At 42.6% G+C, this 20,893-nt stretch carries 16 protein-coding genes and 1 other annotated feature; of the genes, 2 read left to right on the top strand and 14 right to left on the bottom strand.

All coding sequences use genetic code 11. The features are described 5' to 3' along the window. Positions 1 to 107: 107 nt before the first annotated feature. Positions 108 to 1,412, bottom strand: coding sequence for a bifunctional folylpolyglutamate synthase/dihydrofolate synthase (locus tag OIT90_RS08410; RefSeq protein WP_281733699.1), 1,305 nt, complete (start codon positions 1,410 to 1,412; stop codon positions 108 to 110). Between the two features lie 65 nt (positions 1,413 to 1,477). After that, positions 1,478 to 4,120: a valine--tRNA ligase gene (locus tag OIT90_RS08415; RefSeq protein ID WP_041086475.1), complete on the bottom strand. Its 2,643-nt coding sequence runs from the start codon at positions 4,118 to 4,120 to the stop codon at positions 1,478 to 1,480. A gap of 59 nt (positions 4,121 to 4,179) precedes the next feature. Next, positions 4,180 to 4,409 (bottom strand) — a binding site (T-box leader). A 168-nt stretch (positions 4,410 to 4,577) separates the two neighbouring features. Here OIT90_RS08415 and OIT90_RS08420 point away from each other — a divergent pair. Beyond that, the gene (locus tag OIT90_RS08420; RefSeq protein ID WP_003216497.1) at positions 4,578 to 4,766 is read left to right on the top strand and encodes a hypothetical protein; all 189 of its coding nucleotides are present in this window, start codon (positions 4,578 to 4,580) and stop codon (positions 4,764 to 4,766) included. 52 nt (positions 4,767 to 4,818) lie between these two features. On the opposite strand, the gene ysxE is transcribed toward OIT90_RS08420, so the two are convergent. The 8 genes from ysxE to hemA all read right to left on the bottom strand — a co-directional run bounded on the left by ysxE (position 4,819) and on the right by hemA (position 13,776). After that, entirely contained in the window at positions 4,819 to 5,850 is a 1,032-nt protein-coding gene (gene ysxE / locus OIT90_RS08425; protein WP_251180551.1) for a spore coat protein YsxE, read from the bottom strand. 37 nt (positions 5,851 to 5,887) lie between these two features. Then, entirely contained in the window at positions 5,888 to 7,192 is a 1,305-nt protein-coding gene (locus tag OIT90_RS08430; protein ID WP_247544457.1) for a LysM peptidoglycan-binding domain-containing protein, read from the bottom strand. 332 nt (positions 7,193 to 7,524) lie between these two features. Further along, on the bottom strand, positions 7,525 to 8,817 hold the full coding sequence (gene hemL, locus OIT90_RS08435; protein WP_039180405.1) for a glutamate-1-semialdehyde 2,1-aminomutase: 1,293 nt from the start codon (positions 8,815 to 8,817) through the stop codon (positions 7,525 to 7,527). Positions 8,818 to 8,844: 27 nt separating this feature from the next. Next, positions 8,845 to 9,813 (bottom strand): porphobilinogen synthase, encoded by a 969-nt coding sequence (gene hemB / locus OIT90_RS08440; RefSeq protein ID WP_029706177.1) that lies wholly within the window; start codon positions 9,811 to 9,813, stop codon positions 8,845 to 8,847. Next, entirely contained in the window at positions 9,813 to 10,604 is a 792-nt protein-coding gene (locus OIT90_RS08445) for a uroporphyrinogen-III synthase (protein ID WP_260774559.1), read from the bottom strand. Before OIT90_RS08445 ends, hemB begins: the two co-directional genes overlap by 1 nt. Further along, positions 10,601 to 11,533 carry a hydroxymethylbilane synthase gene (gene hemC / locus OIT90_RS08450; protein WP_151284496.1) on the bottom strand — a complete coding sequence of 311 codons (933 nt, stop codon included), beginning with the start codon at positions 11,531 to 11,533 and terminating at the stop codon, positions 10,601 to 10,603. The genes OIT90_RS08445 and hemC overlap by 4 nt, the downstream gene beginning before the upstream one ends. 37 nt (positions 11,534 to 11,570) lie before the next feature. Next, positions 11,571 to 12,401, bottom strand: a complete 831-nt coding sequence (locus OIT90_RS08455; RefSeq protein ID WP_039180413.1) for a cytochrome c biogenesis protein — start codon at positions 12,399 to 12,401, stop codon at positions 11,571 to 11,573. A gap of 7 nt (positions 12,402 to 12,408) precedes the next feature. Beyond that, positions 12,409 to 13,776, bottom strand: coding sequence for a glutamyl-tRNA reductase (gene hemA / locus OIT90_RS08460; RefSeq protein WP_151284531.1), 1,368 nt, complete (start codon positions 13,774 to 13,776; stop codon positions 12,409 to 12,411). 242 nt (positions 13,777 to 14,018) lie between these two features. On the opposite strand from hemA, the gene OIT90_RS08465 reads away from it, so the two are divergent. Beyond that, complete coding sequence (locus tag OIT90_RS08465; protein WP_034279808.1) at positions 14,019 to 14,504, top strand: hypothetical protein; 486 nt, start codon at positions 14,019 to 14,021, stop codon at positions 14,502 to 14,504. Between the two features lie 209 nt (positions 14,505 to 14,713). On the opposite strand, the gene yihA is transcribed toward OIT90_RS08465, so the two are convergent. The 4 genes from yihA to clpX all read right to left on the bottom strand — a co-directional run bounded on the left by yihA (position 14,714) and on the right by clpX (position 20,857). Further along, positions 14,714 to 15,301, bottom strand: coding sequence for a ribosome biogenesis GTP-binding protein YihA/YsxC (yihA, locus tag OIT90_RS08470; protein ID WP_024423177.1), 588 nt, complete (start codon positions 15,299 to 15,301; stop codon positions 14,714 to 14,716). Then, positions 15,298 to 17,622, bottom strand: coding sequence for an endopeptidase La (gene lon / locus OIT90_RS08475; protein WP_474892441.1), 2,325 nt, complete (start codon positions 17,620 to 17,622; stop codon positions 15,298 to 15,300). The genes yihA and lon overlap by 4 nt, the downstream gene beginning before the upstream one ends. Positions 17,623 to 17,793: 171 nt before the next feature. Next, positions 17,794 to 19,455, bottom strand: a complete 1,662-nt coding sequence (lonB, locus tag OIT90_RS08480; RefSeq protein WP_474892442.1) for an ATP-dependent protease LonB — start codon at positions 19,453 to 19,455, stop codon at positions 17,794 to 17,796. Between the two features lie 136 nt (positions 19,456 to 19,591). Further along, the gene (gene clpX / locus OIT90_RS08485) at positions 19,592 to 20,857 is read right to left on the bottom strand and encodes an ATP-dependent protease ATP-binding subunit ClpX (protein WP_024423180.1); all 1,266 of its coding nucleotides are present in this window, start codon (positions 20,855 to 20,857) and stop codon (positions 19,592 to 19,594) included. Between the last annotated feature and the right edge of the window lie 36 nt (positions 20,858 to 20,893).

Below are 20,893 nucleotides of genomic sequence, written 5' to 3' on the forward strand. Positions count from 1 at the left end.
ATCACGATCGTATTCATTGAGCACATAGCGAAAATATGATTTTACTTTCCATCTGCATATCAAAAGAAAAAAACACAAATGGCGTTAAAGCCATTTGCGTTTTTGTGTTACCCGATCATACGATTTCGTATATCTGAAATAAAATAAAGAGAGCCTGTCACAATGATCACCGCTGACGGATCATCACTTTTTTTCTGAATGAACTCAAGCACTGTACGAGGGTCATCATCATACGACTTTACGTCTAACTGACTGCATACATAAAGCTTTTCAGCTGATTCGGCTCTTGGAAAATCAAATGAAACAAAATGGATAGAAGAACTGACAGCTTCAAGCTTTTGAATCATTTGCTTGTACGGCTTATCTTTTAAAGCACTAAAACATATATGCACCTGTTTACTAGAAAAATGAGCTTGTACACTTTCAATTAAACGGTCGATCCCTTCTTCATTATGAGCGCCGTCTAAATACACTGGAGGATGATCTTTGACTTTTTCAAATCTCCCAGCCCAAGCTGCCTGCCGAATGCCCTCATATATTTGCTCTTCTGTCACACTAATATAGCCTTCTTGCTCCAGCCATTCAATGAGTAAAACAGCAAGGGAAGCATTTTGCCTTTGATGCGTTCCGATTAATCCTGTTTCAAGCTGCGGATACTGCTTTTTTGATGTGCGTAACGTGAAACGTTCACCTGTTTCTGTCGGCTGCTGCTCATCAAAGCTACAAGTATCATGTAATGAAATACATTCAGCATTCTTTTCTTTTGCTGTGTTTTGAATGACAGCAAGAGCTTCAGGCTGGTGAACTGCCGTGATCATTGGAATACCCTCTTTGATAATACCCGCTTTTTCAGCTGCAATTTGTTCAAGTGTGTCACCTAAAATGGCCATATGATCATGACCAATCGACGTAATCGCTGTTAAAATAGGAACAGCAATATTTGTAGAATCAAGTCTTCCCCCAAGCCCTGTTTCCAAGAGGACAAAGTCTACTTGGTGCACATGAGCAAAATAAGCAAATGCACATGCTGTAATGATTTCAAATTCTGTAGTTGCGCCAAGCTCTGTTTGATCTAATTCGTCAACAAAAGGCTTGATTTCATTCACCAAACTCAACCATTCTTCATCTTCTATAGGCACTCCATTAACACTGATTCTTTCATTGAACGTTAGTATAAACGGAGAGGTGAAAGTTCCGACCGAATAGCCGGCTGCCTGCAACACAGAACGCGTAAACGCAATGGTTGATCCTTTACCATTTGTACCTGCAACATGTACTGTTTTTATACTTTGTTCCGGATTTCCTAGTCTGTTCATCAGCCATTTCATTCGTTCAAGACCCGGTTTTACGCCAAAGGCCAGTCTGCTGTGAATCCAATCAATGGCTTCATGATAGGTTGTAAACAATGTCATCTCTCATTTCATACGAAATTTTCAAAAAAGACGACTCCCTTTCATTAGGAGCCGTCTTTTCAACCTTATGCTTTCAGCTCTTCAATACGCTTTTGAACAGCTTCGCGTTTTGCGACATAATCACGTTCTTTCGCACGCTCTTCTTCTACGACACTTTCAGGCGCTTTTTTCATAAAGCCTTCGTTGCCAAGCTTTTTCTGTACTCGTTCCACTTCTTTTGTCAGCTTATCAAGCTCTTTTTGCAGACGAGCAATTTCTTCATCTAAGTTGATTAAGCCTTCAAGCGGCAGAATGAGTTCTGCTCCAGAAATAACAGCCGTCATCGCTTTATCACTAGCTGGGATATCTGTGCCAATTTCAAGAACACTTGGGTTCGTGAAGCGCTCAATATATGAACGGTTTTTCTCTAAGCGTTCCTGCACATCAGATGTAGAGGCTTTAATGTAAAGTTCAACTTGTTTGCTCATTGGCGTGTTCACTTCACTGCGAATGTTACGAACAGAGCGAATGAGTTCCACAAGCAGCTTCATATCAGCAGAAGCTTGTTCGTTGGAAAGCTCCGGCTTCACTTCAGGCCATGCCGCAACAGTAATGGACTCACCTTCATGCGGTAGATGCTGCCAGATTTCTTCTGTTAAGAACGGCATAAACGGATGTAAAAGTCTCATCGTTTGATCTAATACATACGCAAGGATCGAACGAGTCGTTTTCTTCGCTGCTTCGTCTTCTCCATAAAGCGGAAGTTTCGCCATTTCAATGTACCAATCACAGAAATCATCCCAAATGAAGTTGTATAAATGTCTGCCCACTTCACCGAATTCATACTTGTCAGCAAGCTGTGTGACACTTTCAATTGTTTCATTTAAGCGTGTTAAAATCCATTGGTCAGCAACTGATTTTTCTCCTGTTAAATCAAGCTCATCATACGTTAAACCATCCATATTCATTAAAGCAAAACGGGATGCGTTCCAAATTTTGTTCGCAAAGTTCCAAGTGGATTCAACCTTTTCAAAACTAAAACGAAGATCCTGACCTGGTGAGCTTCCAGTCGCTAAGAAATATCTTAATGAATCCGCACCGTACTTGTCGATGACCTCCATTGGATCAATTCCGTTGCCGAGCGACTTACTCATTTTACGCCCTTGTTCGTCGCGGATAAGCCCATGAATGAGGACATCTTTAAACGGTTTTTCTCCTGTGAATTCAAGACCTTGGAAGATCATGCGGGATACCCAGAAGAAAATAATGTCATAGCCAGTTACAAGCAGATTGGTTGGATAGTAGCGCTTGAAGTCTTCACTGTCTGCATCCGGCCAGCCCATTGTAGAAAACGGCCAAAGCGCTGAACTGAACCATGTATCAAGTACATCGTTATCCTGTTCCCAGTTCTCAATATCTTCTGGAGCTTCAAGTCCAACGTATACTTCTTTCGTTTCTTTATGATACCAAGCCGGAATACGGTGTCCCCACCATAGCTGACGAGAAATACACCAGTCACGGATATTTTCCATCCAATGTAAATATGTCTTTTCAAATCGGTCTGGAACAAATTGAACTTGGTCGTCACCTTTTTGCAGATGAATGGCTTCGTCTGCCAGCGGCTGCATTTTCACAAACCATTGTGTTGATAAATACGGTTCAACGACAGCTCCACTTCGCTCACTATGACCAACTGAATGCATGTGGTCCTCAATTTTGAACAAAATGCCTTCTTCTTGTAAATCCTTCACAAGCTGTTTGCGGCATTCAAAACGGTCCATTCCTTTATATTGCAGGGCATTCGCATTCATTGTGCCATCTTCATTCATGACAAGAATACGCTCTAGCCCGTGGCGGTTTCCAAGCTCAAAGTCATTCGGGTCATGAGCAGGTGTAATTTTCACAGCACCTGAACCAAACTCCATATCAACATAGTCATCACCGACGATTGGAATCTCACGGCCTGTAATTGGTAAAACCACTGTTTTTCCAATTAGATGCTGATAGCGCTCGTCATCAGGGTGTACGGCTACGGCTGTATCTCCCAGCATTGTTTCAGGTCTTGTTGTCGCAATTTCAATTGAACCCGTGCCATCTGAAAGCGGATATCTCAAGTGATAAAACGCACCTTGAACATCCTTATAAATCACTTCAATATCAGAAAGTGCCGTTTTCGTTGCTGGATCCCAGTTAATGATGTACTCTCCGCGATAAATAAGCCCTTTTTCGTACAATTGAACAAACACTTGGCGAACGGCTTTATTCAGACCTTCATCTAAAGTAAAACGTTCACGGGAGTAATCGAGACCAAGACCCATTTTCGCCCACTGGCTGCGAATAAAATCTGCATATTCTTCTTTCCACTTCCACGTTTCTTCCACAAATTTCTCTCGGCCAAGGTCATACCGGCTTACGCCTTCTTCGCGAAGCTTTGCCTCGACTTTTGCTTGAGTCGCAATACCGGCATGGTCCATACCTGGAAGCCAAAGAACGTCATAGCCCTGCATCCGTTTCATACGTGTCACGATGTCTTGGAGTGTAGAGTCCCATGCATGCCCAAGGTGCAGTTTTCCTGTCACGTTTGGTGGAGGAATGACGACTGTATATGGATCTTTCGTTTTGTCATTTTGTGCTTCGAAGAATTTCCCTTCAAGCCAGTACGTATAGCGGTCTTTTTCAATCGCATTAGGATCGTACTTTGTTGGCATTTCTTGATTATTTGTTCCCATTTGTGTAACCTCCACATTTTTTCTGCTGATGAAACATAAAAAAAGCCTTTCCATCCTTATAAAAGGACGAAAAAGCTTTTTCGCGGTACCACCTTTTTTCACGAGACACATACACGTGTCCCATACACTCTAAAGGATAACGGGGTTCTCCCGAATTTCTCTACTTGTTCATTCAAGAAATTAAGCTCACAGGCGACCTTCCAAACAAGTACATCCTAGGAAACCTCTCAGCTCTTGGCTTCCCTCTCTTTAGGGTCTTGCTCGTACTCTTCCTGATCTACGCTTACGATATATCACGTTCATCAGCACATACTCATCTTTTATTAATATTACTAAATGCCTTTTGTTTTCGTCAATCATCTTTTCCGCTTTTCTTCTTCTTTATACAAATTGGGCAGGCACCCTTCGCCCTTTTGCCCATATGATAATAACAAAATGAAGAAGGAGGGCGTTTGATTTGAAGAAGATCAATCCTTACACACTCCCCCCCTGGCTGAGACAAATTCGGGCAGTTGCCTCCCAAGTCGTTCTCCCGATTGCTATATTTCAAGGATTTCGTACGATCATTTTCCCTACAACATTTGACGTCCTCATTCTAGGTATTCTTATTTTTCTCGCCTGTGCCTTTCATCTTGATTGGTTTTAAAAAACTCATGCTTATGTACCTGTCCATATAAAGCCAACGCAGCATAACCTCGTCATTCCGCTGATGACGAGGCACTTTGTTCTTCTTCAAGCCGTCTAGCCTGCTCAATCTCATGAATCTTCATAACGGTCGGCTCAGAATTTTTCATCTGCCAATACGCTCTTAACAGCTGCTGACAGCTTTCCATTTCATCCTGTCCGCCTGCTTCATAAGCTTTTACTGTATCAAACAGCCCTTGCGGATAAGCAAGGTAGCTTAGGAACAAATGCAGTTCTTCCTCCCGAAGAGGGTTTCCTTTTTGATACGTATAAAACAAAGAAGTGCATTCAGGACAAGACGTGGGATAGGTTTTGAATGTCCGAAAGTAATAGGTCAGAAGATCATAGATGGGGGCGGCTTTTTTAGACCGCTCGAAATTGGTGAAATGTCCTGTTCCTACATCATTATACAAAAAATGATGGATCGATAGCTGTCCATGATTTAGCACAACACGCGTTGTCTCTTTGTCTTTCATTTCTTCATGCCAATCTTCTAAACGCTCAAGCGCAAATTCGCTGGCAGACATCGCCTCTGAAAAATACATAGCAGCGGCCAGCTCAAATGGCGACATATACCACGTTTGTTCTGCCCGCTCTATAAATCGTTCATACATGTCTTTCTCTGTTTCCCATCTGCTCTTGATTTGGGTGTAATGCGCTTCTATCTCTTGCTCTGTGATATCCATCATGACTTCAGTACGCTTATGAAGTCTTGCAATCTCTTGAAATAAATATTCGTGCTTATCGTCCTGCTCTTCTCTCTTTTCATTCGTCAGCCACGGCATCAGATAGTATGCATACTGGCTTTCCCGATGACTTGAGAAAAAGGAACCGCTCTTCGTCCGATAAATCGGCACAAAGGAGCGATATCCCTTTGATTCTAGTTCAAGCATTTGTTCAGTAAATTGCATATGCCGGTTGGCTTTTACTCGCTTCAAGGCAAATACACCCTGCTTTGTATATACCTTGATGACAACAGGACTGACAGGTTCAATATATTCAGCCTCAAGTCCGTATTCGTATAAGACAGATTGGATTTCATCCACGTTCACTCACCACATTTTCTCGGTCAGTCATCGCTTGCTATGCATTACTTTTTTGATATTCAGGAATATAAAGAATCTGCCCTTCCTCAAGCTCCGCATCAATCGATAATGAGTTTGTGCGAAGAAGCTGCTGCACATTCAATTGATATCTCTCACAAATACGATCGACCGTATCTTCTTGCTGAACTATACATATTTTCATGCGAGAAAAATCTTCCTCCTCCTGCTTAGCGAACAGCTTTGTTAAATAAAGAGAGTTCTCACTGCCAGACGTTTCTCTCACGTCTTCTTCAAGCTCCTCTTCTTCTTGAGCTGACTCATATATTTTAGGTGCTTCCCGTTCATATAACCGCCCGAGCTGATATTCGTCATCCTGCTCCTCTTGCTCAGGTTCCACTTGATAAGCAGGTGATTCAAATGCCGGATATGACTGTACCGTTTCTTCCTGCTCTTCGGCAGCTTCCGGATCTTTTCTCACTTCCACTTCAAAGAATGTTTCCTCCCGCTCCTCTTCTTCTAAAAGCTTAGGCGGTTCAAAAAATGGCGGTTCCTGCACGTGAGCTTCAGGGATAGATCGATAGCCAAGTGCCACAGCTTCTTCTTGGTTATTCGGCTGTTCCGCCTCTTCTTGTTCTTCTGATTCTTCCGGTTCTTCGGACACTTCCTCTACTTCCCTGTTCACCAGTTCTATCTCAATTTCTTCTTCCTCTTCTTCTTGATCTTCCTGTTCCTCTTGCTCGGCGCGCGTGTCATGTTGGAATACAGGCTGCTTCTCATCATCCTCACGTTCTTCGCCTTGCAGGTCTTCTTGCTCTTCTTGTTCCGGCTGCAACTGATAATCGTAAGCCATATCACCATAATCCTCTTCAGGACGATGGACAAATTCATACGGCTCCTCTACAGGCGCTTGAGGCGTTTCCTCGTCTAACAAGCCCTCGATGGCTAAATCAGCCTGAATGGTAAGCAAACGATTCTCTGTCAGCTGGTAATCAAACGCATCAATAAACACAAACACATCATTTAAATGACTAATTTTGTTCTTCGGAATGGTGATATCGACTGGAAATTGATGCAGAAGCTCCGCCGTTCCGTCTTCTCTTACCTTTACCTCATCTGCTTCCCTGTATGTTGGAAAGGAACTCAATTCACCCAATAGCTCCTCTTGATTTATGTTGTATTCTCCTGTTAGCTCGAGTGAACCTCTAATGGAAACATAATCATTCACTTCTTGAACGAGAATATCAGGGTCGAGAGAAATTGACAGCAGCTCACTGACTTCCTGTCCGCTTTTAAAATAAATGGATTCTTCTACCGAAAACTGTAATCGATTGTTTTGAGACAAGTCGGTGTCCTCCTTTCATCTAATCCTTAAAAAATAAAATTAGATGTCAATACAGTTGTATGTGGGAGGAAGTGAAAATATGATTCGTTTTCTCCAACGCAAAAAGCCGATATGTCTCCATATCGGCTCAGCGTGTAGACAAACCCTCGCATTCGTTGTCAGTCCTGCGCTCCGGTGCTCACGAATGTCAAATTCGCTCCGCTCCGCTGCTCGTCTTTCCTAGACTGCAAAGGTTTTCTATCACGCTGAAAAAAGACAAAGGGCTAAAATCAAGATCATTTTAGCCTTTGTCAACAATCTGAAGCCGATATGTCTCCATATCGGCTTTTGTTTTATCGACGTAGTTTTTGAAAAACCTTTTCCACTGTCTCAATCGTATATTCGATGTCTTCATCTGTATGAGCTGTTGACAGGAATAGTCCTTCAAATTGAGAAGGCGGGAGGAAAATGCCGTGATCGGCCATTTCCTTGTAAAATTCAGCAAATAAAGCGAGATCAGCTGTTTTCGCTTTGTCATAATTGATCACTTCTTCATTTGTAAAGAAGAATCCGATCATGGAACCTGCACGGTTAAACGTTAATGGAATTCCGTATGCTTTTGCTGCTTTCGAAATACCTTCTTCTAAACGGTCACCTTTTCGTTTAAACTCTTCATAAGACTCAGGTGTCAGCTGTTTTAGAGTTTCTAAGCCTGCTGTCATCGCAAGAGGGTTACCAGATAACGTTCCTGCTTGATAAATTGGACCACTTGGCGCAATTTGTCTCATAATATCCGCTCTTCCGCCATAAGCACCGACCGGAAGACCGCCTCCAATGACTTTACCAAGACACGTCAGATCAGGTGTGATGCCAAAATAACCTTGCGCGCAGTGATAATCCACACGGAAGCCTGTCATGACCTCATCAAAAATGAGTAATGATCCATATTGTTCCGTAATGTCTCTCAGCCCTTGCAAGAAACCTTCTTGCGGAGGGACAACCCCCATATTTCCTGCGACCGGCTCTACAATGACACCAGCGATATCGTCGCCAAATTCTTGAAAAGCAACTTGAATGCTTTCTAAATCATTGTACGGCACTGTGATCGTGTTGCTTGCAGTCCCTTCAGGAACACCAGGACTATCCGGGAGTCCAAGCGTTGCCACTCCAGAACCTGCTTTAATGAGCAAAGAATCACCGTGGCCATGATAGCAACCTTCAAATTTCACAATTTTATTTCTGCCTGTAAAACCGCGAGCTAGACGAAGTGCACTCATCGTCGCCTCTGTACCAGAGCTGACCATGCGAATAACTTCGATGGAAGGGACCCGCTCTGATACAAGTTTAGCTAATTCATTTTCAACTAACGTAGAAGCACCGAAGCTTGTCCCATTTTCCGCTACTCGCTGAATGCTTTCAACGACACGATCATTCGTATGTCCTAAAATCAGCGGTCCCCATGATAAGACATAATCGATATATTCATTTCCATCAATATCATAGATCTTGGCACCTTTGCCTCGTTCCATAAAAATCGGGTCTGTGTTGACTGATTTAAATGCACGCACAGGGCTGTTGACACCACCAGGCATTAAATGCTGTGCTTCTTCAAATGCTTGTTTTGATTTTTCATAGCTACGTCCCATTTCAATGTCCTCCTGTCTATCCGTTCTTTATTCTGAGAGCCATTTTGCTGCATCTTTTGCATGATACGTAATAATGAGTTCTGCTCCTGCACGTTTCATACTTGTCAGCATTTCCAGAACAAGCTCTTTTTCAGAAATCCAGCCATTTTGAGCAGCGGCTTTTACCATTGCATACTCTCCGCTCACATTGTAAGCAACAACAGGGAGTGTAAATTCATTTTTCACATCACGCATAATGTCTAAGTAAGAAAGAGATGGTTTGACAATCAAGAAGTCAGCTCCCTCTTCTACATCAGATTGCGCTTCTCTTAGAGCCTCTAAACGGTTTGCAGGGTCCATTTGATATGTTTTACGATCTCCAAACTGCGGTGTACTATGTGCTGCATCACGGAACGGACCGTAAAAAGCACTTGCATATTTCACGGCATAAGACATAACTGGTACATGAATAAAGCCTGCTTCATCAAGCGCCTCACGAATGGCGACAACAAAACCGTCCATCATATTTGAAGGCGCGATGATATCTGCACCTGCGCGCGCTTGGCTGACAGCCGTTTTCGCTAGTAGCTGAAGAGATTCATCATTTAAAATTTCTCCATCTTCAACAATTCCGCAATGTCCGTGATCTGTATATTGGCATAAGCAGGTGTCTGCAATGACCACGAGCTCTGGGAAATGCTTTTTGATCTCAAGCGTTGCTCTTTGAACAATGCCGTGATCGTGATACGCCTCACTGCCTACATGATCTTTATGATCTGGCACACCAAATACAATGATCGATTTGATGCCAAGATCAACAAGCTCTTGGACTTCTTCTTTCACAAGATCTACAGAAATATGATACACACCTGGCATTGAAGAGACTTCTTTTCGGACATTTTCTCCCTCTACAAAAAAGATCGGATAAATGAAATCAGATGGTCTTAAAAAAGTTTCTCTGACTAATTCTCTCATTCCTGCGCTTGTCCGCAATCTGCGGTGTCTGTTAAATTTCATCAATGGTTCAACTTCCTTTCAGATAAACGGCACATCAAATCAAGCATTCCGTCTATCGTATAAGTATCTGGGGTTTCAGAAGAAATCCCGTATTGAAGCAGTGCCTCTTTTGTCAGAGGACCGATCGTCACAAAACAGGTGTCAGATGCGGCCAGCTTCGCTGCATCTGCTTCCATCACATGCATAAAAGAATGAACAGTAGATGAGCTCGTAAATGTAATAAAATCAAATGATTGCTTCGTCATTGCCGTTTTAAGAGCAGCAATTCCTTCCTCATCCTTGACTGTTTCATATAAAATCCATTCTTTTACCTCTATGCCGAGCGGAACGAGGGTCTCTTTCACCACATCTCGTGATAGATGCCCTTTTGCTACAAACACACGATCTCCTGGGCGTACATGGTCAAGTAATGCATCTGCCAGTTCTTCCGCTATAAATCGTTCTGGCACAACATCCACCTTCAAGCCGTGCTGCTCAAGATAGGCAGAGGTTTTCTCTCCTACAGCAGCCACTTTTAAATGGGATAAGCTCTTTTGGAAATGATGGTCTTTTATGTAGTTCAGAAAAAAAGACGCACCATTCACACTCGTGAAAACAAGCCATTGGCTATTTTCTAAGTCCTTTAAAAAGTCCTGCGCTTTTTCTTTTGTGAGCGTAGGCTCAAACCGAATAAGAGAGGTTAAAACCGCATGGCCGTTCAGCGCTTCAATCTTTTGCTGAAACACGCCCGCTTGACGTTCATTTCGAGTGACAAGCACCGTCTGTCCGTGAAGCGATTTGCCTATGCTCATTGAGACAGATCCTTTTTCACCTTGTCGATCAAATCCTTTGCTCCCTTATCGGCCATCTGCTTCGCACACGCTGTCCCAATTGCTTCAGGGTCAGTGCCTGTGACGGTTTCTCGAATAATTGTGTGCCCATCAGCAGATGCAACAAGACCTGTTAGTTCAATTTCATTATGCTCATTCATCGTTGCATAGCCAGCGATCGGCACCTGACAGCTTCCATCCATTTGTTTGAGGAAGGCTCTTTCTGCGAGAACCGTTTTCTTCGTATATTCATTCGTAAATTGGGCGAGAAGCTGCAACAGCTCTTCATCATCCCCGCGGCACTCAATCGATAGCGCGCCTTGTCCAACGGCTGGAAGGCACGTCTCAGGAGATAAAAATTCCGACACAACCTCTTTGCTCCATCCCATTCTGGACAGACCGGCAGCCGCTAGAATAATGGCATCATACTCTTCATTTTTCAGCTTTTCCAATCTCGTATCAATGTTTCCTCGAATCCATTTAATCTCAAGATCTGGTCTTTCCTGAAGAAGCTGTGCGCTGCGCCGTAAGCTGCTCGTTCCCACAATTGCACCCTTAGGCAGTTCGCTGAGACTCAGATGATTCTTCGAAATAAGTGCATCCCGCACATCTTCACGCTCAGGAATACAGCCAATCACTAAACCTTCCGGAAGAGCTGCCGGCATATCCTTCATGCTGTGCACCGCCATATCGATGTCATGATTCAGCATCGCCTGCTCAATCTCTTTAACAAACAGTCCTTTTCCGCCAACCTTAGATAAAGTCACATCTAAAATTTGATCACCCTTTGTTACAATTTCTTTTATTTCAAAAGAATAAGAAGGGTTTAGTTCAGACAGCTTTTGAATGACCCATTTTGTTTGTGTAATTGCCAGCTTACTTCGTCTAGAACCTACTTTAATTGTACGCAATACGTCTTCCTCCCGACAATGCCTTTAAGACTCATCATTATTGAAACCAATGAAAGGTTGATAAGCTACCAAGCAGAAAATAATTGATCATCAGCACAAGGAATGAAGCGACATTCCAAAATGCCACGATTTTGCCCTGCATATTTCTCACCAATCTGATATATAAGTAAAAGCCATATAAAAACAGCATAATAAACGAACCAAGCACCTTTGCATCTGTCCAGTACAACGTATCATACGAGATATATGCCCAAATGATGCCAAGAATTAAACTAAGCAAAAGCATTGGCACACCAATAATGTTTAATACGTATGCCATATGATCCAGCTTTGATAAGTCTTCAATTCTCAAAAGCCATTTTCCCCATTTTTTCTTTTTCAGCAAACGATATTGAAAGAGATAAAGCAGTGAAAATGCAAAAGAAAGTGAAAAGGCACCGTAGGATAAAATCGCCATCGTAATATGAATCACGAGCAGTTCACTCGTCAGCTTCCCCGTTAGTTCTGCTGAATGGAGGTCAGATGGTGTAAAGGTATGAATCGCCATCATGGAAAAACCGATCACATTTGTAAAAAAGACAATAAATTCAACGCGCAATATTTTTGTGAGCACAAGAGAAAGTGTCACAAGCACCCACGTATAAAAATATAACCCCTCTGCTACATTCAACACAGGGAATCGGTCTGTTTCCATCATAATATAGAACATGTAGACTGTTTGCAGCAGCCAGACAATAGAAAGCAACCAGAAAGCCATTTTTCCAGCCTTCCGGTTGTGTTGAAGAAAATCTATGAAATAGAACAAGACACTTAGTGCATAGATTAAGATCGTTGCTTCATTGAGTCTCGCTACAATGGATTCCATCATCGCTTAATCACTCACTGGCAACTGTAGCAAAGCCTTGTGCCATATTTGGTTTGAACAGCTGAAATGCCCCTTGCTCCACCTGTACAGGTTCGACCTTTTTCTCTTCATCTTCAACCTGTAAATCAAAGATTTCTTTAAAGAGTAAAAGTTTCTCCTCTGCATTTGGCTCCGCGGCAATTTCTTTTGCCTTTAAGATAGGATCTTTCAGCATTTGGTTGATGATGCTTTTCGTATGTTTATTTAACAGCTTCATTTCACGGTTTGTGAGGTTTGGAAGCTTCCGCTCAATACTCTGCATCGTATCGGCTTGAATTGTGAGTGCCTTTTCTCTAAGTGCAGAAATGACTGGAACAACACCTAACGTATTCAGCCATTGCTTAAATTCTACAATTTCTGCTTCAATCAGGAGCTCAACCTGCTCAGCCACTGCACGGCGCTCTTTTAAGTTGGCAGCCACGATGCCTTCAAGGTCATCAATGTCATACAAAAAAGCACCTTCTACTTCAGAAATGGCTGGATCTAAATCACGGGGTACAGCAATATCTACCATAAATAGAGGTCTGCCCTTCCGCTTTTTATTCGCACTTTCGACCATTTCTTTTGTAATGACAAATTGTTTCGCACCCGTTGAGCTGATTAAAATGTCCGCTTCGGATAATGTTTTTTCTAATTGGTTTAAGCTCTTAGGCTCTCCTGAAAAACGACCGGCCAATTCCTTTGCCTTCTCAAATGTTCGGTTGATAACCGTTACTTGGCCAATTCCTTGCCCTTGAAGGTTTTGAGCCGCCAGTTCGCCCATTTTGCCCGCGCCAAGAATCAGGACATGCTTATCAGAAAGACGTCCAAAGATTTTTTTAGCAAGCTCAACCGCTGCATAGCTGACAGACACCGCATTAGACGCAATATCCGTTTCCGCATGAGAGCGTTTTGCAACAGTGACCGCCTGTTTAAATAAATAATTGAAAACGGTACCAATGGTCTTCTCCTCTTGAGCTACTTTAAAACTTGAGCGTACTTGACCGAGTATTTGCGTTTCACCAATGACCATGGAATCAAGTCCACAGGCCACACGGAATAAATGCTCAACCGCTCCATCGTTTTCATAGAACTTCAAATAAGGAGAGACATCTTCTTTTTCTAAACCGAACCAATCGGCTAAAAATCTTTTTATATAAAACCGTCCAGTATGAAGCTGATCTACTACTGCGTAGATCTCTGTTCGATTACATGTTGAGATGACGATATTCTCTAGAATGCTTTTTTCTTCTTTAAGCTTGGACATCGCTGTTCCGAGCTCACTCGGTTCAAAGCTCAGCTGTTCCCGTATCTCAACAGGGGCTGTTTTATAATCTAAACCCACAACAAGAATATGCATAACTTCAGCTTGCACCCCCAACGCCCTGTCTAATTTATAATAATTACAATATAGAATTTATTATTTATAATGATTATAACATATATTCATTTTTAACTGGATAAAAATTGTGAACAGATTTCAAAAATGTTGTGATATAGTAGAAAAATGTTCGACACCGTTTATGCCTTATCATCACTTCAAGCAATTTACCAGATTTGGCGCGTGCGGACAAATGATCTGCTTAAAAGAAGGTGACATCTTTGAAGAAGAAATCCATTTTGCTGCCGCTTACTTTACTGGCTGTAGCGCTATATGCCATTCTCTCAGGAGGTCAATTTGACATTTGGAAGGATCAAGAGAAATGGTATACACTTGTACTGCTTTTTGGACTCGCTTTTTTATATCAAGGAAAGAAGGAGCAAGAAAGCGCTCATGTGTTTATCGGTATGCTTATGACAGGCCTTTCGCTACACTTTATTCTTCAGCCTAAATTGGACCACTGGCCAGACACATTTACGATGATTGTATTCATCGTAGGACTTGCACTCTTTGTGAAATCATCTCAGAAAAAAGAATATCGTATTGAAAGTGTTGTGCTGATCGCACTCGGTCTGTTCCTTTATTTCTTTCAGCAAATTACAAAACAGCTAAGTTCCCTTTCGATTCCTACTTCTGGCTTTGAATTGTACTGGCCTTATGTACTGATTGCTGTCAGTCTCCTCTTATTATTTTTAAAAAGGAAATAACTTATACAATAAAAAAGCATCTGCTCATCGCAGATGCCTTCAGCGAGAAGACAAACCCTCGCATTCGGTGTCAGTCCTGCGTGCTGGTGCTCACGAATATCAAATTCGCTCCGCGCCAGTACTCGTCCTTTCTAGACTTCAAGGGTTTTCATCTCACGCTGAAAAGAAAACTAATGTAAAAAAGCATCTGCTCATCGCAGATGCTTTTTTTAGCCGTTTACTTTCGCAAGGATCGCATTCCAGGCTTCATCTTTCCCCTTTTTTGTTTCAGAAGAGAATAAGATGAGTTCATCTGATGGGTCAATGTCGAGCGTCTGTTTGACGACTTTCGCATGTTTTTCCCATTTGCCTTTTGGAATTTTATCCGCTTTTGTAGCGATGACGATCACGGGAACTCCGTAATATTTAAGGAATTCATACATGTTCACATCATCTACTGATGGCTTATGACGCAGGTCCACAATTTGGACAACTGCTTTTAATTCTTCACGCATTGTAATATACGTTTCGATCATTCTACCCCAGGCTTCGCGCTCTGTTTTTGATACTTTGGCAAAGCCGTAGCCCGGAACGTCCACAAAATGGAGCATATCATTAATAATGTAGAAATTAAGCGTCTGTGTCTTACCTGGTTTAGAAGACGTACGCGCTAAATTTTTACGATTAATCAATGAGTTGATGAACGAGGACTTTCCAACATTTGATCGTCCAGCAAGCGCGATTTCAGGCAGTCCGCCGCTCGGGTACTGCTCTGGTTTCACCGCACTAATGACGATATCTGATTTTGTTACTTTCATCTTCCCTCTCCTACCAACGCTTTCTCAAGCACCTCATCTAAATGTGAGACCGGAATAAAGGTTAGTCCTTCTCTCACACTTTCAGGAATATCATCAATATCCTTCTCATTGTCCTTTGGAAGAATAATGGTTTTCAATCCTGCACGATGTGCGCCTAATGCTTTTTCTTTTAGTCCGCCAATCGGAAGCACTCTTCCTCTTAACGTTATCTCTCCTGTCATACCAACCTCTTTTGACACAGGACGTCCTGTGAGTGCTGATACAAGAGCCGTCGCAATGGTGATACCAGCTGATGGCCCGTCCTTTGGAACCGCACCCTCTGGAACATGGATATGAATATCGTGCTTTTCATTAAAATTAGGATCAATGTTCAGTTCACCTGCTTTGGAACGAATATAACTGAATGCCGCCTGTGCAGATTCTCTCATGACATCACCAAGCTTACCTGTTAACAAGAGCTTGCCTTTACCAGGCGAGAGTGATACCTCAATTGATAGGGTGTCTCCGCCAACTGTCGTATACGCAAGTCCTGTAACAACCCCCACTTGGTCTGTTGTTTCAGCCTGACCATAACGGTAAAGTCTTTTTCCAAGGAATTCAGATAAGTTCTTTTCCGTCACTGTGATGCGTTTTCGGTCTTCAGCCACAATCGCTCTTGCCGCTTTTCGGCAAATGGCCGCAAGCTGACGCTCTAACCCGCGAACTCCTGCTTCTCTTGTGTAATAGCGGATCATATCATAAATCGCTGCTTCACGAAGCTGCAAGTTCCCTTTCTTTAATCCGTGCTCCTTTAGCTGCTTCGGCAGAAGGTGATCTTTCACAATCTCTGCTTTTTCAACCTCTGTATACCCTGCAATCGTGATAATCTCCATTCTATCACGAAGTGGGCCCGGAATGGTTGCTAAATTGTTGGCAGTGGCAATAAATAACACTTGTGATAAATCAAATGTCTCTTCAATATAGTGATCGCTAAAGTTGTGATTTTGCTCTGGATCCAGCACTTCAAGCATCGCAGAAGACGGATCACCTCTAAAATCAGAGGACATCTTATCAATTTCATCTAAAAGAAACACCGGATTCATTGTGCCTGCCTTGCTCATCCCGCGAATGATGCGGCCTGGCATCGCGCCTACATACGTTCTTCTATGTCCACGAATCTCAGATTCATCACGCACACCGCCAAGAGAGATACGGATAAACTTTCGGTCAAGTGATTTAGCAATCGATTTGGCAAGTGACGTTTTCCCTACCCCAGGAGGTCCTGCTAAGCAAAGAATCGGTCCTTTTAATGAATTGGTCAGCTTCTGTACAGCAAGATATTCAAGCACACGTTCTTTGACCTTTTCCAGCCCATGATGCTCATCATCTAAAATCTCACTTGCCAGCTTTAAATCTAGACGATCTTCTGTATAGATGCCCCATGGAAGATTGATCAGCCAATCAATATAATTTCGAATGACAGAGCTCTCCGCAGAGCTTGAAGGAATTTTTTCATAACGGTTCAATTCTTTTAGTGCCGTTTCACGAACAGAATCCGGCATGCTGGACTCTTCGATTTTAGACATTAATGAACTGACTTCGCCCGTTTTTCCTTCTTTGTCACCTAGCTCCTTTTGAATGGCTTTCATTTGTTCACGCAAATAATATTCTTTTTGCGTTCGTTCCATTGAACGTTTGACGCGCTGACCAATTTTCTTTTCAATCTCCAGCACTTCTTTTTCATTGTGGATTAAGCTGATGACACGGTTCAGACGTTTTTTAACATCCACTGTTTCCAGTACTTCTTGTTTGTCCTTTAATTTAAGCGGCAGGTGAGAAGCGACGATATCTGCCATTCTCCCCGGTTCCTCAATATCCGTCACCGTTGCATATGTTTCAGCTGAGATTTTTTTTGAAATTTTTATGTACTGATCAAAGTGATCTAACAAAGTGCGCATGAGTGCTTCTGCTTCTGCGTCCTTTAAATCTTCTTCTGCCAATTCTTTAATATCGACGGACGTATAGTCCTCAAGCTCCACATATGATTCGATCTGCGCTCGATTTAAGCCCTCTACGAGTACACGAATCGTTCCATTCGGCAGCTTCAGCATTTGTTTAATTTTTGTGTAGGTGCCGACTTTGAAAATTTCCTCTTCACCTGGTTCATCTATTGAAATTTCCCGCTGTGTTGCTAGAAAAATCATATGATCGTTCATCATCGCCTGTTCTAATGCTTGAACAGACTTCTCGCGTCCAACGTCCAAATGCAAGACCATTGTTGGATAAACAAGCAAGCCTCGCAATGGGAGGAGCGGAACATTCTTTTTGATTTCATCTGCCATGTTGATTGACACCTCCGTCACTAGTATGAATCATTATAATATACCTGTTTCAGTCTTGTACAATGTAAAAGACTTGAGAAATGATGATCTTACCGTAGTATACCCTTTCTTTTTATCTTGAAAAAGAAAAAAAGATCTATTTCACTAAAAAATCCCCATATGTGATGGGGATTAAACAGATTTTCTTTTCATTTCCTCTTCTAGTCCATCTTTCTTCTCGTCTGGCGGGTTGACCAAACACTGATCCAGCACCTCTTGGAAGTGCTTCACAGGCACAATGGTGACGCCTTCAATCTCTTTTAAGATCGACTGCTGGTTGTCATAAGGAATAATCACGGTTGTGGCACCAGCTTGTTTCGCCGCCTTAATCTTCGGTATCACACCGCCGATCGGCTTCACCTGACCCTGCAATCCGATTTCACCTGTCATTGCTGTCAGATGATCAATCGGGATTTGATGAATGGCAGAGAAAATCGCCGCCGCCATGGCAATCCCAGCAGACGGTCCATCAATCGGGGCACCGCCTGGGAAATTAATATGGATGTCATATTCATTTGTCCGTATGCCTAAGTTTCTCAGCACTGTTAATACATTTTCAACAGACCCTTTGGCCATACTTTTTCGTCTAATGGATTTAGACTGACTGCCAATGCTTTCTTCTTCTGCAATGCCTGTAATGTTGATACTGCCTTTTTCAAGCGCCTTACATATATTCACTTCAATCTCAAGCAGGGCACCGCTGTTTGGTCCGTAGACAGCCAGACCATTCACTACCCCGACTTTTGGCTTTTCCGGTACTTTTTGTTCATATCTTGGTGTCAGCTGACTTGAATGAATGACCCACTCGACATCTTCGATCGTGATGTCTTTTCGGTTTTCTGTGACGGCCATTCCAGCGGCGATCTGCACCATATTGACTGCTTCACGGCCATTTTTCACATAGGAGGTTAACAGGTTCAGCCCTTCATCACTTAATTCCTTTTGGATTTTTTGGACAGCCTTAGCAGCAACAATTTTCAGTTCATGCTGGTCAAGATCCTTAAAGAAAATTTCCAAACACCTTGAGCGAATGGCTGGTGGAATTTCTTCAGGTGTTCTTGTCGTAGCACCAATCAACCGGAAATCAGCCGGAAGCCCATTCTGAAAAATATCGTGGATGTGATTCGGAATTTGGGTGTTTTCCTCACTGTAGTAGGCACTGTCTAAAAATACTTTCCGATCTTCAAGGACTTTCAGCATTTTGTTCATTTGGATCGGATGCAGTTCGCCAATTTCATCAATAAACAGAACCCCGCCATGAGCATGCGTAACGGCTCCTTGTTTTGGCTGCGGAATGCCTGCCTGTCCCATCGCTCCCGCCCCTTGGTAAATCGGGTCATGCACGGAACCAATGAGTGGGTCTGCGATGCCCCGTTCATCGAATCTTGCGGTTGTGGCATCGAGCTCCACAAATACCGCATCTTTCTTAAACGGTGAATCAGCATGACGTTTCGCTTCATCCATGACAAGACGGGCAGCGGCTGTTTTTCCAACTCCCGGTGGGCCGTAGACAATGACATGCTGAGGATTTGGTCCGCAAAGCGCTGCTTTTAGAGCACGAATGCCGTCTTCCTGCCCTACAATATCTTGAAATCCCTTTGGCCGGACTCTCTCTGATAAAGGCTCACTCAGCTTGATTGAGCGCATCTTTCTGAGTGCTTCCATTTCTTTCTTTGATTCTTTGTCTATCGTCACCTTTTGTGTGCGCTGATTTCGCAGTAAGTTCCAAAAGTACAGCCCGATGACGATACCAAAGAACAGCTGTATAAATAATACGATTCCTGTCCAGCTCAATCGGTGCTCCCTCCTTCATCTATCGTATGTATTGGTTTCTGTCTGCTAGTATTTCCTAGAGCTGGACGGAATAAACACGTCTTCCACGATAAATAAAAAACTCCTGAATCAAAATGATTCAGGAGTGAGACTTCTCTTATGCAGATGTTTTTGTATCTTTGTTGACGACTGTGCCATCTTTTAACACAAGACGCGGCGGCTCACCATCAGCAACCGTTGCACCAGTGATGACACATTTTTCAATATCATCACGAGATGGAAGGTCAAACATCACATCAAGCATGATGCCTTCAATGATCGAGCGAAGACCACGAGCTCCTGTTTTACGCTCAATTGCTTTTTTCGCAATTTCGCTAAGAGCATCTTCTTCAAATTCAAGCTCTACATCGTCAAGCTCAAGCATTTTTGTATATTGCTTAACGAGCGCATTTTTAGGCTTCGTCAAGATTTCTACAAGTGCTTTTTCATCTAACGGCTCTAGGCTTGCAATAACCGGTAGACGACCGATGAATTCTGGAATTAAACCGAAGCGAAGCAAGTCTTCTGGCAGTACTTTTGATAGAAGGACTTCTTTTTCAAGATCTTCGACTTTATTTTCCGCACCGAATCCAATTACTTTTTGACCTAAGCGGCGTTTGATGATTTGCTCAATGCCGTCAAAGGCTCCACCACAAATAAAGAGGATATTTGTTGTATCGATTTGAATGAATTCTTGATGAGGATGCTTACGTCCACCTTGAGGCGGTACACTAGCAACTGTTCCTTCAAGAATTTTCAAAAGGGCTTGCTGGACACCTTCCCCAGATACATCTCGAGTGATAGAAGGGTTTTCTGATTTTCTTGCTACTTTATCGATCTCATCGATGTAGATAATGCCTTTTTCCGCTTTTTCTACATCATAATCCGCTGCCTGGATCAGCTTTAGTAAAATATTCTCTACGTCTTCACCAACATAACCTGCTTCTGTTAATGATGTTGCATCTGCGATCGCAAATGGAACATTTAAAATACGAGCAAGTGTTTGAGCAAGTAATGTTTTACCGCTTCCTGTTGGTCCAATCATAGAAATATTACTTTTCGAAAGCTCAACATCATCAATCTTGCTGTTGGAATTGATCCGTTTGTAATGGTTATAAACCGCTACAGCTAAGGATTTTTTCGCATTGTCTTGTCCGATGACATATTCATCAAGAATCTCCCGAATTTCATGAGGCTTCGGAACATCCTTGAATTCAACTTCTTCCTCTGTGCCGAGCTCTTCTTCAACTATTTCCGTGCAAAGCTCGATACATTCATCACATATATATACGCCAGGTCCTGCGACCAGTTTACGCACTTGATCTTGCGTTTTTCCGCAAAACGAGCATTTTAATTGACCTTTTTCCTCGTTGAATTTAAACATTCTTTCACCCCTTATTCTTCTTCACTTGCCTGTAGC

Source organism: Bacillus sp. ABR (genome assembly GCF_056172715.1).

What these genes read in the sequence shown, in the direction of transcription:
- OIT90_RS08410 (WP_281733699.1), bottom strand. Translation starts at nt 1,412, where the DNA reads ATGACATTGTTTACAACCTATCATGAAGCCATTGATTGGATTCACAGC.
- OIT90_RS08415 (WP_041086475.1), bottom strand. Translation starts at nt 4,120, where the DNA reads ATGGGAACAAATAATCAAGAAATGCCAACAAAGTACGATCCTAATGCG.
- hemL (WP_039180405.1), bottom strand. Translation starts at nt 8,817, where the DNA reads ATGGGACGTAGCTATGAAAAATCAAAACAAGCATTTGAAGAAGCACAG.
- hemB (WP_029706177.1), bottom strand. Translation starts at nt 9,813, where the DNA reads ATGAAATTTAACAGACACCGCAGATTGCGGACAAGCGCAGGAATGAGA.
- OIT90_RS08445 (WP_260774559.1), bottom strand. Translation starts at nt 10,604, where the DNA reads ATGAGCATAGGCAAATCGCTTCACGGACAGACGGTGCTTGTCACTCGA.
- OIT90_RS08455 (WP_039180413.1), bottom strand. Translation starts at nt 12,401, where the DNA reads ATGATGGAATCCATTGTAGCGAGACTCAATGAAGCAACGATCTTAATC.
- hemA (WP_151284531.1), bottom strand. Translation starts at nt 13,776, where the DNA reads ATGCATATTCTTGTTGTGGGTTTAGATTATAAAACAGCCCCTGTTGAG.
- yihA (WP_024423177.1), bottom strand. Translation starts at nt 15,301, where the DNA reads ATGAAAGTAACAAAATCAGATATCGTCATTAGTGCGGTGAAACCAGAG.
- lon (WP_474892441.1), bottom strand. Translation starts at nt 17,622, where the DNA reads ATGGCAGATGAAATCAAAAAGAATGTTCCGCTCCTCCCATTGCGAGGC.
- clpX (WP_024423180.1), bottom strand. Translation starts at nt 20,857, where the DNA reads ATGTTTAAATTCAACGAGGAAAAAGGTCAATTAAAATGCTCGTTTTGC.